The following is a 14,662-nucleotide window of genomic DNA, read 5'->3' as shown; positions in this document are numbered from 1 at the left end:
CTGCAGACCCCGGGTCGGTCACCGCTGCGGCGCCGGCAGTCCTCGCCGCGGATGGGTCGCCACCGGGGTCGTGCCGTCTTTGCCGCGGCACGGCTGTCCCGCCAGGGCGCGGCATCGCCGGCAGGGGCTGGCCAGTGCCCGCGCCTGCCGGTCGGCCGGTGCTGACGTCACCTTCGCCGGCTGCACCGCTCGCGGGGCGCGTGGCGCCGTCCCGTCGTCGGTACGCAGCACGCGTTTCCGGTCCAGGCTCCAGCCCACCGCGTCGGCCGCCGACCTGACCTGTTTGCCGCTGCCGGGATCGATGCGGGTAGCCGCCGGTCGCGGCTCGGCCCGCGCCGGCGTCCGGGACGGGTGTGCGGGATTACGGCTCTCGGCGGCCTCGTCTCGTTTGCCGAGGCGTCGCAGCCGCGACACCTCACGGCGGCGCGCCAGCTCGATGCGCTCGGCATGGCCCCGGCTGTAGGCGCGGCCGCGCTGGTCGCGGCACGGGTCACCGGCCTTCGCCAGGCAGCGCGGGCAGGCGAAGGACCGGACCTGGTCGGCGGTCACCGTCACCGCGGGGGTGTACTTGCCGGCCCATTGGCGGGCCCGGCGTGCCGGGGCCGGCTTGCGGTCCCTGCCCCGGTAGACGCCCGTGCCGTCGGCGGGCAGGCCCGTCCCGAGCTGAGCCGGCAGCGGCTCGTCCGGGGCGATGCCGAGCTGCTGACGGTACTGCCGGTCCCGGGCGGTGCGCGCCCGGACCGCGGCCGCCGAGTCGGCCTTGCGTTTCTTACCCACGGTCGTCGCTGCCTCGGGTGCCGACGGCCTGGCCGGTCGGTCGTACCGACGTCCATGATGGCGACTTCGCCTTGCTGCAGTGAGGTTTCACGGCCGCCACAGTAGAGCGCCGACAGCCGCCGCACAATGCTCTAAAAGCGTGTCTGACCTGCTAAAACACCGGGGGTTAGGGCTGCCCTAACCCCTGTTTCCGTGCGGGTGCCGGCGGGTGGGGGACTCGGCACCGGGCCGGCTCAGCCGGGTGCCGACCTCTGGGCGGGCAAGGACCGCGGGTCGTCATCCCCGTACGGATCGGTGGCTGCGGTCAGCGGTCTGCGGTGCGACAGCCACGGGCGGCTGCGTAGTTGCTGCGCGGGGGACCGAGCGAACAGCTGCCCGCATCCGAGATCGACCAGCAGCCCTTCGCCCACAGTGGCGCACCGCACGACGTGAGCAGCTGCCGGGCACGGCACCCGTAAGCCGCGGGCGGTGCCGTCGCCGAATCGCATGCAGCCCAGGTGCATCGCGGTGGAGTCTGGGTGGGACAGCGCGCGCTGCTCGGGGCCGAGGGGATGGACGGTGGCGCAGCAGGCACAGCAGGCCACCGGGTGGAGGCCGGCCGTGCTGGTCCAGGCCGCGGGCGTCACCAGCCGGCACGTGGGGCACCGGCTGTAGGTGACCGGCTCGGTGGTCATCGCCTGCAGGAAGTCGTTCATGGTTGGCGGCACCGGGCTGCTGATCGCCGCGGCGGCACGGAGGGCTGGTTGCGCGATCGCGGATCGGGTCCGGGCCGGCGTGCCGGGCGCAAGCCGTCGATCTGGACGAACACCGATCGGCGCTCGACCGCCTCACCGACGGAGTTGATCTCGTAGCCGTCCAGCCAGACCCAGCCGACGTAGGTGGGCCAGTCGTGCACGCGGATGACGCGGAACAGCATGGGGTTGGCGAACTGGACGCTCGCGGCGCGGGTCAGCCGCAGCAGGTCCCCGCTGCGCGGTAGCGGCATGGCCGTCAGCCTTCCGCCGCGGGCAGCAGCTCGCGCAGCCGGCTGGCGGCCAGCCGCCGGGCCGAACAGCCCCAGACCTGCACGTTTCGCTGCGGAGCGTGCCAGGGGCCGCCGCATCGTCCGCATCGGCTGGTGCCGCGCCGCTGGCGGTGCCGGGCAATGCTGGCCAGCACCACGCCGAGTTCCTCCTCGAGCGTCATCGCGGTCGACCCCGTTACCTTTTTGATCGTCCCCACCGGGGACTGCTCGGTCGCTCGGTCCGGTATGACTTACTGCCCCTGTCGTACGCATGATCCGGGGGGTGTTGTCGCCGGGCCGGGTGGCGTCGGCGGACCGCTGATAGGGACCCGGCCACCCGATCCTGGGTAGGTCTCTCCGTAACGTGGCTGCCGGCAGTCCGACGCTCTGACCAGCGGCCGAGCCCATGATGGACATCGTGGGAGGCGAAAGCGTGCACAACGAGTACGGCGTGTTCCTGGGTCTGGATGTCGGCAAGAGCGATCATCACGCGGTCGGGTTGGCCCCGGCCGGTAAGCGGCTGCACGACGCAGCACTGCCGAACACCGAGGCCGGGCTGCGGAAACTGTTCGACAAACTCGGCCGGCACGGCCGGATCCTGGTCGTGGTCGACCAGCCCGCCTCGATCGGCGCCCTCCCGGTGGCGGTCGCCCGTGCGTGTGGGCATCAGGTCGCCTACCTGCCCGGCCTGGTCATGCGGCGGCTCGCTGACCTGCACCCGGGCACCGCCAAGACCGACGCCCGCGACGCCTTCGTGATCGCCGACGCGGCCCGGACTCTGCCGCATACGCTGCGCCGGGTCGATGCCGGCGATGACACTCTCGCCGAGTTGGAGATGCTGGTCGGCTACGACGACGACCTCGCCGGGGAGGTCACCCGCATCGCCAACCGGATCCGTGGCCTGCTCACCCAAATCCACCCGCCGCTGGAGCGGGTCCTGGGCCCGAAAGTCGGGCATGCGGCTGTGCTGGAGCTGTTGTCGCGGTGTGGTGGCCCGGCCGGGCTGCGCAGGACCGGCCGGTCGAAGCTGGCCGAGATCGTCACGCCCCGAGCTCCGCGGATGGGCGCCCGCCTGGTCGAGCAGGTCTTCACTGCTCTGGACGCCCAGACCGTGGTCGTTCCCGGCACCGTCGCGGCCGAGACCATCCTGCCGAAGCTGGCGGACAGCCTGCGTGAGCTGCTGAAACAGCGCGACCAGGTCGCCGCGCAGGTCGAGGAGATGCTTGATGCGCACCCTCTCTCCGAGGTCCTGATCTCGATGCCCGGCATCGGGGTCAGGATCGCAGCCCGGATCCTGCTCGAAGTCGGCGACGTCGCCGCGTTCCCGACCTCCGGCCACCTCGCCGCCTACGCCGGTCTCGCCCCGGTCACCCGCCGCTCGGGCACCAGCATCCGCGGCGAGCATCCACCCAAAGGTGGCAACAAGCAGCTCAAACGAGCGTTCTTCCTGTCCGCGTTCGCGGCCCTGTCCGACCCGCTCAGCCGGGCCTACTACGACCGGAAACGCGCTGAAGGCAAGAAACACAACGCGGCCCTCATCTGCCTCGCCCGACGCCGCGTCGACGTCCTGCACGCCATGCTCCGCACCCGTACGCCTTACCAGCACAAACCGGCCGAAAAACTCGCCCTCGCTGCTTGACAAAAACCATAGGGACACCCCCCTCCAGCGGGACTTGCTGCGTCGCGATGCGGGGGCGTGAGTGCCACGGGGGAAGCTCTCACGCCCCCGCACCGTGTCCCTGCCGCGCCGGGCATCGGTGCCGGGGAGCGGCCTGACCGCGGCCGGGTGATGCAGGCCCAGGACCTGCGGGACACCGATGGCGCGCTCACGCGTGCCGTTACCGGTGTTGCCAGCGACTATGTCGTGTTCAACGCCGGCAGGCCATGCCGTTGCGACGCCTTTTGCATGCCTTTCGGGTGCCGTTCTCGGCGCCCGGCGGACGTCGCCGTACGGTGGGATCGGCTCCGCGCGCATCCGACGAGACGGGATGAGGCGACGATGGACGAGTCCGGTCCGGGCACTCTGCTCGGCTTTGAGATCCGGCGTCGGCATTGGACGTTCGAGGACGCCCGGGCCGCGATGGCACGCACCGCCCGCGGTATGGGCGTGCAGGGCTTCACGCTCAGCGTTCGGCAGCTGAATCGGTGGCTGGCCGGGGACGTGCGCCGCCCCCGCGGGATCGCCTGCCAGGTCGCCGAGCGGCTGTTCGGTCACCGGATAGAGGATCTTCTGGGACCGGCACCGGCACGCCGCGGGCCCGAACGCCCATCAACCGGTTCATGCCCGCTGCCGCCGGCCGACGCAGTACCGCTGTCGCGCCGCGCCGCCGAGCACACCCGCCGGCATGCTCACGCCGCGGCCGCCGCGGTGGTCGACCCGGTCAGCATCGACGCGCTGCACCAGAAGGTCCGCACGCTGGCCCGCGGCTACGCCACCACCGCGCCGCTGGCGCTGCTCACCGACCTGGTCGACGTCCGTGACGACACGTACCGGCTGCTCGGCCTCACGCAGCGGCCGGGTGACCTCGCCGAGCTGTACCTGATCGCCGGGCAGGTGTGCGGCCTGGCCGCGACGACGTCGTGGGATCTGGGCGACCCCGAGGCCGCCGACGCGTTCGCCGACGCCGCCTGGACGTATGCGCAGCTGTGCGGGCACACCTCGTTGAAGGCCTGGGTGCGCGGTGTGCAGGCGACCGTCGCGGTCTGGGCCGGGCGGCCGGCGGAGAGCCTGCAGCACACCGAGGACGGGCTGCGCTACGCCGTCGGCAAGCCGGCGGTGCGGCTGCACGCGGTGGCCGCCCGCGCCTGGACACTGCTGCCGGGGGCCGCGGAGCGCGCCACGGCCGCGCTGCGGCTCGCGTGCGCCGCACGCGAGCACGACCCCGGAACCGACGAACTCGCCGACGCCGTCGGCGGCGAGTTCGGCTTCTCCCGCGCCCGGCTCTCGTTGTGCGCCGGCGCCGTGTACCTCGGGCTCGGTGACGGCGGCCAGGCGGCCCACTACTCCCACGAGGCGCTGTACCTGTACGCCCAGACCCCGCCGGCTCAGCAGCGCTGGGCGGTCGAGCACGGAGCGCTCATCGACCTGGCCACGGCCCGCGCCCTGCAGGGCGACCTCGAGGGCGCGGCCGAGGCGCTGCACCCGGCACTGCAGCTGGACCCGGAGCGCCGGACCGCGCGGCTCACCGGCCGGCTGCAGACCTTGCGCCGGGTGGTCGCCGTCTCCACCGTCCGGACCCTGCGCCGGGCCCACGGGCTGACGGAGGCCATCGACGACTGGACGGCCGGGGCGCTGGTCAGCGCCCCGTTGGAGGCCGCTGCCGCCACCGGGCCAGCAGTTCGTGTTCCCGGTCCGGATCCATACCGTGGATTGCCTGCCGGTCCGTGGTGACCGGCGTGCCGCCCGCCGACAGCCACGCCCAGGTGTCCGCGACGGTGTGGTCCAGGGGCCGACACGTCAGCCCGGCCGCCTCGGCCCTGCTCGTGTCGATCCTCCAGGTGCCCGCCGCGGTGCGCCACATCGGCAGCTCCACCCACTGCCGCACATCGGCGTCCGCCAGCCACTGCCCGTCCACCCAGACCGGCTCGCCTGCCGACCCGGTGACGCGCAGGCAGTCGCGCAGCAGACCGCCCCAGGTGTCGCGGCCGGCCGGGCCGGCCACGTTGTAGACCCCGGCGGCACCTTGGCCGATCAGGTGCAGCAGGAAGAGCGCCAGGTCCCGCACGTCGACCGGCCGCAGCGGATCGTCCGGCCGGCCGGGTGCCAGGATCGGGCCGGCCGCGGCCGCTCGGCGCAGCCACCAGGTCAGCCGGCCACCGTACTCACCCGGTCCCAGCACCACGCCGGGACGGAGCACCAGGGATCGCTCGGGCGGGTACCAGCGTGCGAGGGCCGCCTCGGCGCCGGCTTTCAGCGGTCCGTACGCGCCGCTGCCCCAGACCCAGTTGCCCGGGTCGGCATCCGGATCCGCGTCCGGGTGCAGCGGCGATCCTTCCTGGACCGGCTGCCGGGGCCAGTCCCGGTAGGCGCTCACCGAGGAGACCAGCACATACCGTTCGGCCACCGCCTGCAGTGCTGCGGCCGCCGCGCCGATCTGGCGCGGCACCACCCCGTGCACGTCGATCACCGTGTCCCACCGGCCGGACCTGGCCAGCCGGGCCAGGTCGGCCGGGTCGGTCCGGTCGCCGCGTACGTGCGCGGCCGCCGCGGGCGGAGCCGCCGACCGGCCGCGGTTGAACACTGTGACGTCCAGCCCGGACCGCAGGGCCGTGTCGACCACCGCCCGCCCCAGGAACCAACCTCCGCCCAGCACCAGGATGCGCATGCCGTGATCCTGCACCAGCGGTACGCGACGAGCAGCGCGTGCCGGGTCGGCTAGGGAAGGACCAGCAGGGCGACGTTGTAGGCGCCGTAGGCCTCGGGCAGGGTCGTGACCACGACGGCATTCATGGCGGTCGCTTCGTCGACGATCTGCCCCACCATGATCGGTCCGATAAGGGCGGGCTGCATCGGGTGGTGCTCCAGGCGCGGTGCGGCGATCAGCCCGGCGTCGATGGCCCCGTTCCAGGTCAGCGGCTGCTCATGGATGCCGGGGTAGGCGAAGATGTGGTGCCACATCGACGGCGCCGCGCGCAGCACCGCTTGCGCTTCGGCGACCGCCATGGAGGGCAGGGTGAGCGTCATCCGCCCGGCCTCGGCCTCCTGCAGCATCATCATCACGTCCGGGTGGCCGGCGAACAGCGCGACGACCGCGGACGCGTCGAGGATGCGCGGCGGCCGCGGGTTGGTCACGCCGCGGGCCGGGTGCGGCGGGCGATCACCTGGGCGAGATCCTGGTCGGCCTGGTCCTGCCGGGCCCGATAAGAGCTCCACTGCGCGCCGGTGAACGGGCCGGGCACGGGCAGGTTGAGCGCCGCGGCCAGTTGCGTGAGAGCGGACTCCTGCGGCGGGGTGGCTGTCTCGTCGGGCATGGGGCCAGGGTAACCAGGGATGGGACGCGCCGGCACACCCTCACGCTTAGGGGTGGATCGCCGGCGCCGATCGGCGTGAGCCACCGCGCGCGGCCGACCCACGCCGTTGATCATGAGAATTTGTGTACGGGATCGCCTCTACCCGCTGACCGCACCAGAAGTGCGCGGCGAATCATGTGACGTTCTGGTGTGGTCAGCGGGCACACCACAACCAAGATCACCAACGAGACATCCGGGCCGCGAGCCGTCACTCTTCTTGCATCGCTGTTGATCGCAGTGATGGAGCGGGCTCCGCCCGTCGTCGACCGTAGGAAGTTGGGCGACGGACGGAACCCCATACCGATCGGAGAATGACACATGTTCGGCCTCGAAGACCAGCAGGGCTGGATCGCCGCCGCCCTGCTGATCGCCCTTCCCACGGGGTTGGTGTCCCTCGGCGTGGTTCTGGTGGCGGTCCTGGCCCTGGCCGCCCGCCGGCCCCGGACCCAGCGCCACTGCATCGACGTCCTCGCCCAGCTCACCCGGTACGCCCGGGTGCTGCGGGGCAGGCGTTGAGCCTCGACTCGCCGCCGCCGGGACGCCCTCGGGCGTCCCGGCCGGACCGGGCGAGCATCAACAACCGGCTGCTCACCGCCTGCGACGGGCCCGAGGGCAGCACCGCGCTGCACGAGGAGGTCCAGCAGAACCTGGAGCACCTCTGGCGGTACGGCAACAACCGCGACGGCAAGACCCCCGGCCGGCAGCCCGAGTGGATCCTGATCCGACCGCCGTTCCTCCGGCAGCAACCCGATACCGACGAGGGCCCCGTCCTGCCTCGGCTGGTCCCGACCCGAGGGCTCACCCTGCGGCTCGAGCTGCTGATGCTCTTCGACGCGCAATGCCGGTACGAGCCCGACACGCCGGTCCGGATCGGCCGGACCTTCGACGACGTGGAGGACAACGCGCCGATCCGGAGCTGGCCGAAGATCGTGCTCGCCGACACCAGCTCCGACTACCGGGAGGCCGCAGCGCTCCGGGGCCGCCAGATCAAGGACGCGTTGCGGGCCCTCTACAAGCAGCACCTGGTCAACATCGGCCCGGACAAGAGCCGCCCCGCCCGGCGCGACCTCGACCGCATCACGTTGCTGTCCGAGGCCAGCACCCGGTTGAACCGGCCCAGGTACACCGTCCCGACCGCCGGCGTCTTCGTCTCCCGTCACTTCTTCACCAGCGCGTGGGTGTTCGCGCTGACCAACACGGAGATCGCCACGTTCCTCGCCCTGTCCGCGCGCCGGGCGGAGTACCCCCTCGCCCACAACGACGCCGGCATCTTCGTGGTGCAGAAGCACCGGCGCCAGTTCGGCCTGAAGGACAACACCTGGCGCAGCGCCCGGGCGCTCTACATGTTCGGTCTGATCAACCGGGCCGGCGACCCCCACCGCGACGCCCTCAACGGCAAGATTCGGGACTTCGGTGACCGGTGGAAGAAGCACGAGGTCATGCCGACCCACTTCTCCATCATCGACCACGCCCTGCAGCAGCCCGCCGTACCGGCCATCGACCGCGTTCTGAATCACCCCTCGTTGGGCGACCAGTTCCGGCGGTTTCTCGGCTGACCCGTCCCTTCACCGGCCGGGGAACGCGGCCGCCCCCGGTGCGCCGAACGCGACCTGAACATCCCGCCCGCACTGACCGGCTACTCGCTGCCCAAGGCCATGGGCCTCGACGGCAAACTCGACGCCGAGACGTACAACGCGTTCTTCGATCGTGCACTGCCCCGGAAGCTGAGGCGTTCCCCCGGCCACGTATGAGCCTCCCCGGAAGACATAAAGGGAGGGTTCACGACCTCGAGGAGATCAGCCAGACGCGCTGGGTGATCGGAGAGGGGGAGGCAGGGAAGCCTGACCGACCCCGGCCTGGCTGACCCGGCCGGGGCTGCAGCGGTGAATCAGAGGCGGGTGACGTTTCGTAGCAGGATGATCGTCCGGCACCCGCTTCCCACGTCCACCTTGCCCACCACCGGGCACGACCCCGGCCCGCACCGCAGCCCACCGTACGGACACGACATCAGCTCGCGCCGCCAACCGTGCCTCGGCCGACCGTCTCGCCGGAGGGCCCGACGCCCGCGTCATGATCTCCCTGCCCGACCCCGCCGGTGAGCCGCACATCGTCGTCCTCGACGCCTGCACCCCGTAGACCGCGCCCTGCGGCCCTGCACCGTGAGGGCCGGGCTGCGGTGCCCGCGCGGCCACGCGCGCCGGCTGCACGCCGAGTACGACGACGCCGACGCGTGGGCGCTGTTGTACGCCCACATCCGCGACCGGCACGACCTGACGCAGCCCTCTTACCCCACAAGCACGCCGCCGGCCTGCTGGCCACTGCGGCGATGCGGCTCGCGCGGGATGAAGTGCCCCTGAGCTGAGGTGATGCGGCCGGGCGGCGCCTTTCGTGGCCGGCGTTCGCGGGTTGCACCGAGATACGAGACGGCGCACCGGCATGCAAAGTAGAAGATGCCTCTTTGATTAATAAGTTTCAGATTCGGCGATGGTGAGTTCTTCTACTTCTATTTGCGATCCGATCGCAAACTTGCGATGCTTGCCGCCGAGACGACTTGGTAGGCATGCCTACCAAGTAGAGGAGGACGCCTCGCGGGAACGAGACGCCCTCCGGCACCACAGTGATCAGATGATCGAGCTGATCCACTTTACGAGAGCGTCGGCCACCGATCCGGTGTCCGGCGCTCCGTCCTGTTGCAGCAGGTCCCACAGGCGGACAGCCTCGAAGGCGGCCCGGATGGCGTCTGCCACCTTGGCCACGGTGCTGTCGTTGCCGCAGTCCCTGGGGTGCGGGTCCGGCTCAGACCCGGTGGGGTCGTCCTCGGGCTCGCGACGTTCATTCCGCGCCATTGCGGGGTCCTCCTTCGGAGGGCCGTGACCTGCGCCTGATGCGCCGGCCTCAGCTGAGGGCAAGCGGACGGCGCCAGCCCGAGTGAAGGAGTTCTTCCGCCCCTGGCGGGACGTGGTTTGTAACTGGGACCAGAGTGGACGTCCCGGGCCGCCGATGCAAGTTCAGTGCCGGGAGCCGACCGCGCTCCGTAACATAGATGATTGGCTATCTCGATCACGCGTTCGGGCACGTCAGCCCTGTTAATATCAACCGCGAAGCGCCAGGTGGCGACCGGCTTACCCGCTAGTAACATGGCAAATGTCGTGAGCCAAATCACGAGGCAAACAGCCCGGTCAATATACATTCAGATGCTCTACGTCGATCATTGATCAACACAGAGTAACTACATGCCCACGCCCTGAAAGGCCGCCACCACAAGCCCACCCGGCCCTGTGCGAGTGAGCAGCCGGTCCCACCAGATCGCACCGCTCCTACGCTCCCACGGCGGCCCGAAAGACTCTACCCGGACTGCCTGCCTGCACCGGCCGGGCCAGCCGTGCAGGGAGCCGTGGCCGGCGCAAGCAGCCCGGGCGGGCGGCTACGTCGTGCGGCCGGGGATGGGCACGGCCATGCTGGCCGCGTCGTTCCACCACCAGGCGCTGCCGTTGACGATGACGCACGGGGCGGACAGGCCGGTGCCGTGCAGGCGGGCCAACTCGACGCCGGGCATCAGGATGGCCTGGTCGCGGCCGTTGACGGCCAAGGTCCAGCCGAAGCGGCCGTCGATGTCGGCGGCGGCGTCGCGCCGCGGTTCACCGACGTGCGGGGTGTAGCCGCGGGTGTCGCCCTCAATCCGGGCGCGCTCGCGCACCGCCTCCACGAAGGCCGCCAGGTTGGCGGCCGCGAGCTCCAGGGCGGCCTCGTCCACCGCCTGCATGCCCGGGATGACCAGCTGCACGCTGACGGCCGGTTCCTCGGCTGCCGCGACCGGTGCCGGCGGGGTCTCGGACAGCGGGGTAGAGGGTGCGATGCCGAGCGGCTGGCCCGGATGGAACCGCTCGGTGAGCGAGGCCCGGTCCACGGCGGAGCGCGTGATGGCCTTCTTCTCGCAGACCCGGCTCCCGCGTGACTGGGTGATCACGGGCGGGCGGGGCCGTTCGGCGGCCTCGACGCTGCCGCCGCGTTCGGCGACCACGTCGTTGTAGACGGCGGTCGGGATCCAGGTGGTGCGTTGCCCGCCGACCGGATAGGGCCGCCATCCGTCGTTGAGGATGCCTTCGAGCAGGTGGTCGAGGTCCGGGGTGGGGCCGCAGGGGAACCGGGCGTTGGGGTCCGAGCGGTAGGCGTACGCGTTGAAGGTCGGGTACAGGTGCCGCCGGCCGCAGGACTGGAGCCGCCCGGTGACGGGGCAGCGGATGCTGTTGTCGCGCCACATGTCGGACCAGCCGCAGGGCTGGGACTCGAACGCGGTCCAGCCGGAGATCACGTTCAGCTGCGGGGTCCGGTCCTGCCGGTACAGGCGGTAGTCCTCGAGCGCGGGCACCACAAGATGCGGCACCTGGCGCAGGAACGCGACGTCGGCGGAGTCGTTGTCGGTGGTCCAGACGACGCGATCGCCCGCCGAGGCGAGGGCGTTCTGCCTGCGGTTCACCGCCGCCGGGGTGAGGGGAGTGTGCTGGATCTCCCCCGCCACAGTCAGCCGGGCACCGACGGCCAGCACGTCGGGACGGCGCTTGGCGCGGGGACGCCACGTCTCGACGGTGACGTCCGTCGCGCCGGCCGCGGTCCAGGTGGCGGCCTCGCGGTCCTTCAGCGCCTTGTGGATGTCGCTCTCAACGGTGTGCTCGACGTGCGGGGAACGACCGTCCTCGTGCCGGAACACCGGTGCGTGCGGCCCGTCGACGAACGTCATCCACACCGGCTGCGGCGGCAGTCCTTCGTCGGCGCGCAGTCGCATGCAGAGCAGGCAGAGCAGCTTTTGCCCGCTGATTCCGTGCGGCCGGTCGCCGGCGACCCGCTCGCGCAGGCCGGGCCGGGCGGGGTGGCCCCAGCCAGGCAGGCGGGGCTGCAGCTCGATGCCGGCAGGGACGTAGTACACCCCGTCAGAGAAGGCGTACGGATCGATGTCCCAGGCGCTGGTCGGTGCAATCAGAGCAGACAAGTTCCTCCTATGAGGTGGGTGTGGTACGACCGCGGCTCGGTCGATGAAGGGGGTCGCGGCCATGTTCGCACGGGGGTACGACACTTACGCTCCGCGTTTCCGGACGCTTCCGGAAGCCCGTCTCTTGTCATGTGCTGAATCCGGGCACCCAGCGCCACGGGCCGCGCCGAAGCGGCAGAGCCCGGCAGCCCGTTGTCTGGTCGCCGAGAAGCGGCAATCCCTCCCGGCCGATGGTGGTGGAACAGGATCGTCGCGGCACCCACGGCTGCGCATCGGGCAAGTAACGCCGCGGCGACGGGTTGCTCAGCCAGCTAGGTGAGCGCACCGGCGGTGAATCCGGGCGAGGACGGCGAGCAGGAAGACCACGTAGCCCGCCGGGGTGAGGTTCGCGGGTACCCAAAGCTGCTCTGGTGAGGGCGTTCCACCTGCTCAGAGTTCGTGCGGCCCCGGAAAAATCTCTTCCTGGTCTCGTTGCCTCGGTGCGGCACCATCCTGGTGTGGATCCGTACCCAGAGGACAGCGACCGCAGGCAAGGGCTCACCAAGGTCGCCGAGATGGCCATCTCCTTCATCCCCGTCGGGGGCAGTGCCATTCAGGTGGCCTTCAACGAGGCCGCCGGGCGAGGCCTCGCCGACCGGCGAACGCGGTGGCTGAACCTGCTTGCCGAGAAGGTTCACCAGCTCGAGGACCGCATCGGGGACTTCGAGCACCTCGCCGGCGAGGACACATTCATGGACGCGCTGACGACCGCTTCACAGATCGCCGACCGCACCTCCCGCGCCGAGAAGCTGGAGGTGCTGCGCAACGCGGTGGTCAACTCGGTGATGCCGGATGCGCCGGACGACGACACCCAGCAACTCTTCTTCGACATGATCGACCGGTTCACCGCGACTCATGTGCGGATGCTGACGCTGTTGTCCGATCCACCGACGTGGTTCGAGCGTCACGGCATCGACAAGCCGAACATCTACGCGGGCGCGAAGGCCGTCGTGGTGGAAGCGGGTATGCCGGAGCTCGCGGGCCGCCAGGACCTCATCACCCGGTACGCCGGCGCGCTCATGAACGCCGGTCTGATCAGCCAGCCGGTCACCGGGGTGATGAGCGAGAGCGGTGTCTGGGCGAAGGCGGCGACGCCGCTCGGCATCGAGTTCCTCGCATTCGTCGCCGACCCGGAGGCCAAGATTGACTGAGTCTCCGCGCCGCCGCTAACGGGGCGGGATCGTCGGGTACAACACGACCTGGCCGATCCCCGCTTCCTCACACGAACGACCGAGGCTGGCCCCACTCATGGGGTCGGCCTCACTCATGGGCTCACTGCGCGGAGGTCAGCTCCTGCGAGTGGAATCCAGCGCGGCCATCTGGGCCGATGCCCACTGAACTGCCTGCGGTGATCCCTTCGCAATCAGGAACTCCAGCAGCGGACGGGCGCCGTCGAACGCGGCGAAGCCGTTCTGCGCGGCGTAGTTGTCGCCGGCGGCCAGCAGCAGCGGGTGCGTCGACGCCTGCCGGGTCTCGTCGCCGTCGGCCACCAGGCCGCGAAACAGCTCGGCAGCACGATCGTCGTCGCGGTCGGCGATAGCCAGCGCCGCCTCCAGCAGGTCCAGCCGGCCGGCGACCTCCGGCGTCCGGGCCGAGAGGTGCGTGCGGGCCTCGGCGATCGCCTCCCGAAGGCCGTCGTCGTCGCCGAGCATCGCGTACGCCGACGCCACCCCCGCGTACAGCTGCCCGGCCGTCAGCAGCATGACTTCGCCCTCGGCGAGTTCGCGCAGCCGGGCCGGCGCCTCGGCGAGCCGGCCCGCACCCTGCATCAGCTGCAGGTAGATGGCCACGGCGTCGTCGTCGGAGAACGGGACGGTCAGGACGTGCTCCTGGGCGTCGACGGCGGCCGCGAAGTCACCGCCGGCGGCGTGCATCCGGGCGATGTGCGCCCACAGCCGGTGCGACAGCGGCCCGGCGTGCTCGATCGCGGTCGCCATGGCCGACAGCGCCTGCTGCTGTTCTCCGGCCGCCCAGTGGATCGTCGAGCGCAGGCTCCAGGCGTCGGCGAGCACGCCCGATCCGGGGTCGGCGTCGAGCAGCTGGTCAACGATGGCGGCCGCCGCCGCGTGATCGCCGTCGTCGTACGCCTGCCCGGCCAGCCACATCCCGGCCCGGGGTGACACCTGCGGATGGTTCAGCGCGAACGCCCGGCGCTGCCACTCGGAGGCCTCCTCAGGCCGCTCCCGGGTCTCGGCCAGCTCGGCCATGGCCGCCTGCCCGAAAGCGAGTCCGTCGGGGTCGCCGCTGTCGATCGCCCGCTCGAAGCACCGCTGCGCCGCGTCCAGATCGACCGGGTCATGACCGTGGTGCTCGTGGCCGGCACGGATGGCCTCCAGCGGCGACAGCCGGACGGGGTCGTCCTTGCGGGCGCGCATGGTGTCCAGGTAGAGGCCCGAGCCCACCCCGAAGATGTCGAATTCCGGGTTGGTCGTCGCCGACCGGTACCGCCCGGCCTCGTCGGCCTCCAGCAGCGCCGGCTCGCGGAGCGCCTCCTCGATCGCCTGCGTCACCGCGGTCTCGGACAGCTGCGCCGGGCCGGCAGTGCCCGCGGCCACCATGTGCCGGGCCGCCGTCACGACCTGCTCGCGGGTACGCCAGTCCCGGCGCCCCACGTGGTCCCATGCCTGCAACCCCATGCACAGCGCGTACACCACCGGCTGCTCCTGGGCGGCAGCACGCAGGCGCATCTCCGCCGGCGACAGCCACCCCAGATCAGCGAGGAGGTCGTCGTAGCTACGCATCGGCTCTGACTGATCTGTCACAGCCCGCGACGCTACCGCGCACACCGGGTCACCGAAAGGCCCGCTCCCCGCGAGGCTGACAGCCCCGCCCCGGGCCGCGGCCGA

The 14,662-nt window shown here is 71.4% G+C and carries 15 protein-coding genes; 5 read left to right on the top strand and 10 right to left on the bottom strand.

Annotated elements, in window-relative coordinates; all coding sequences use genetic code 11:
* Nucleotides 1–18: 18 nt before the first annotated feature.
* The 4 genes from ACQ0O7_RS30390 to ACQ0O7_RS30375 all read right to left on the bottom strand — a co-directional run bounded on the left by ACQ0O7_RS30390 (nt 19) and on the right by ACQ0O7_RS30375 (nt 1,962).
* Entirely contained in the window at nt 19–777 is a 759-nt protein-coding gene (locus tag ACQ0O7_RS30390; RefSeq protein ID WP_430786947.1) for a hypothetical protein, read from the bottom strand.
* A gap of 233 nt (nt 778–1,010) precedes the next feature.
* Nucleotides 1,011–1,472 carry a hypothetical protein gene (locus ACQ0O7_RS30385; RefSeq protein WP_430786945.1) on the bottom strand — a complete coding sequence of 154 codons (462 nt, stop codon included), beginning with the start codon at nt 1,470–1,472 and terminating at the stop codon, nt 1,011–1,013.
* Nucleotides 1,469–1,762, bottom strand: a complete 294-nt coding sequence (locus ACQ0O7_RS30380; protein WP_430786943.1) for a hypothetical protein — start codon at nt 1,760–1,762, stop codon at nt 1,469–1,471. The genes ACQ0O7_RS30385 and ACQ0O7_RS30380 overlap by 4 nt, the downstream gene beginning before the upstream one ends.
* A 5-nt stretch (nt 1,763–1,767) precedes the next feature.
* Nucleotides 1,768–1,962 (bottom strand): hypothetical protein, encoded by a 195-nt coding sequence (locus tag ACQ0O7_RS30375; RefSeq protein WP_430786941.1) that lies wholly within the window; start codon nt 1,960–1,962, stop codon nt 1,768–1,770.
* Between the two features lie 251 nt (nt 1,963–2,213).
* Here ACQ0O7_RS30375 and ACQ0O7_RS30370 point away from each other — a divergent pair, with 251 nt between their 5' ends.
* Nucleotides 2,214–3,419, top strand: a complete 1,206-nt coding sequence (locus tag ACQ0O7_RS30370) for an IS110 family transposase (protein ID WP_430787188.1) — start codon at nt 2,214–2,216, stop codon at nt 3,417–3,419.
* Nucleotides 3,420–3,779: 360 nt separating this feature from the next.
* The gene (locus ACQ0O7_RS30365; RefSeq protein WP_430786939.1) at nt 3,780–5,171 is read left to right on the top strand and encodes a hypothetical protein; all 1,392 of its coding nucleotides are present in this window, start codon (nt 3,780–3,782) and stop codon (nt 5,169–5,171) included.
* Here ACQ0O7_RS30365 and ACQ0O7_RS30360 read toward each other — a convergent pair.
* The 3 genes from ACQ0O7_RS30360 to ACQ0O7_RS30350 are packed head-to-tail and all read right to left on the bottom strand — an operon-like array spanning nt 5,077 to nt 6,751.
* A complete protein-coding gene (locus ACQ0O7_RS30360; RefSeq protein WP_430786937.1) occupies nt 5,077–6,105 on the bottom strand; it encodes an NAD-dependent epimerase/dehydratase family protein in 1,029 nt (342 codons plus the stop codon). The two genes, ACQ0O7_RS30365 and ACQ0O7_RS30360, sit on opposite strands and share 95 nt — an antisense overlap.
* 50 nt (nt 6,106–6,155) lie before the next feature.
* A complete protein-coding gene (locus ACQ0O7_RS30355) occupies nt 6,156–6,572 on the bottom strand; it encodes a hypothetical protein (protein WP_430786935.1) in 417 nt (138 codons plus the stop codon).
* Nucleotides 6,569–6,751 (bottom strand): hypothetical protein, encoded by a 183-nt coding sequence (locus tag ACQ0O7_RS30350; protein WP_430786933.1) that lies wholly within the window; start codon nt 6,749–6,751, stop codon nt 6,569–6,571. Before ACQ0O7_RS30350 ends, ACQ0O7_RS30355 begins: the two co-directional genes overlap by 4 nt.
* A gap of 357 nt (nt 6,752–7,108) precedes the next feature.
* On the opposite strand from ACQ0O7_RS30350, the gene ACQ0O7_RS30345 reads away from it, so the two are divergent.
* Nucleotides 7,109–7,306, top strand: a complete 198-nt coding sequence (locus ACQ0O7_RS30345; RefSeq protein WP_430786931.1) for a hypothetical protein — start codon at nt 7,109–7,111, stop codon at nt 7,304–7,306.
* Nucleotides 7,303–8,346, top strand: a complete 1,044-nt coding sequence (locus tag ACQ0O7_RS30340) for a hypothetical protein (RefSeq protein ID WP_430786929.1) — start codon at nt 7,303–7,305, stop codon at nt 8,344–8,346. Before ACQ0O7_RS30345 ends, ACQ0O7_RS30340 begins: the two co-directional genes overlap by 4 nt.
* Before the next feature lie 1,065 nt (nt 8,347–9,411).
* Here the strand turns inward: ACQ0O7_RS30340 and ACQ0O7_RS30335 are convergent.
* Complete coding sequence (locus ACQ0O7_RS30335; protein WP_430786927.1) at nt 9,412–9,636, bottom strand: hypothetical protein; 225 nt, start codon at nt 9,634–9,636, stop codon at nt 9,412–9,414.
* 578 nt (nt 9,637–10,214) lie between these two features.
* Nucleotides 10,215–11,777, bottom strand: a complete 1,563-nt coding sequence (locus ACQ0O7_RS30330; protein ID WP_430786925.1) for a competence protein CoiA family protein — start codon at nt 11,775–11,777, stop codon at nt 10,215–10,217.
* A 497-nt stretch (nt 11,778–12,274) separates the two neighbouring features.
* Here ACQ0O7_RS30330 and ACQ0O7_RS30325 point away from each other — a divergent pair, with 497 nt between their 5' ends.
* Entirely contained in the window at nt 12,275–12,967 is a 693-nt protein-coding gene (locus ACQ0O7_RS30325) for a hypothetical protein (RefSeq protein WP_430786923.1), read from the top strand.
* Between the two features lie 135 nt (nt 12,968–13,102).
* Here ACQ0O7_RS30325 and ACQ0O7_RS30320 read toward each other — a convergent pair whose 3' ends face one another.
* Entirely contained in the window at nt 13,103–14,578 is a 1,476-nt protein-coding gene (locus tag ACQ0O7_RS30320; protein ID WP_430786921.1) for a hypothetical protein, read from the bottom strand.
* Nucleotides 14,579–14,662 lie beyond the last annotated feature (84 nt).

The organism is Actinoplanes sp. G11-F43 (genome assembly GCF_050589265.1).
Lineage (GTDB): Bacteria > Actinomycetota > Actinomycetes > Mycobacteriales > Micromonosporaceae > Actinoplanes.
Note: the sequence above shows the minus strand (reverse complement) of the source record. Positions and strands in the feature narration are given on the sequence as shown.

What these genes read in the sequence shown, in the direction of transcription:
- ACQ0O7_RS30335 (WP_430786927.1), bottom strand. Translation starts at nt 9,636, where the DNA reads ATGGCGCGGAATGAACGTCGCGAGCCCGAGGACGACCCCACCGGGTCT.
- ACQ0O7_RS30350 (WP_430786933.1), bottom strand. Translation starts at nt 6,751, where the DNA reads ATGCCCGACGAGACAGCCACCCCGCCGCAGGAGTCCGCTCTCACGCAA.
- ACQ0O7_RS30375 (WP_430786941.1), bottom strand. Translation starts at nt 1,962, where the DNA reads ATGACGCTCGAGGAGGAACTCGGCGTGGTGCTGGCCAGCATTGCCCGG.
- ACQ0O7_RS30360 (WP_430786937.1), bottom strand. Translation starts at nt 6,105, where the DNA reads ATGCGCATCCTGGTGCTGGGCGGAGGTTGGTTCCTGGGGCGGGCGGTG.
- ACQ0O7_RS30345 (WP_430786931.1), top strand. Translation starts at nt 7,109, where the DNA reads ATGTTCGGCCTCGAAGACCAGCAGGGCTGGATCGCCGCCGCCCTGCTG.
- ACQ0O7_RS30365 (WP_430786939.1), top strand. Translation starts at nt 3,780, where the DNA reads ATGGACGAGTCCGGTCCGGGCACTCTGCTCGGCTTTGAGATCCGGCGT.
- ACQ0O7_RS30385 (WP_430786945.1), bottom strand. Translation starts at nt 1,472, where the DNA reads ATGAACGACTTCCTGCAGGCGATGACCACCGAGCCGGTCACCTACAGC.
- ACQ0O7_RS30380 (WP_430786943.1), bottom strand. Translation starts at nt 1,762, where the DNA reads ATGCCGCTACCGCGCAGCGGGGACCTGCTGCGGCTGACCCGCGCCGCG.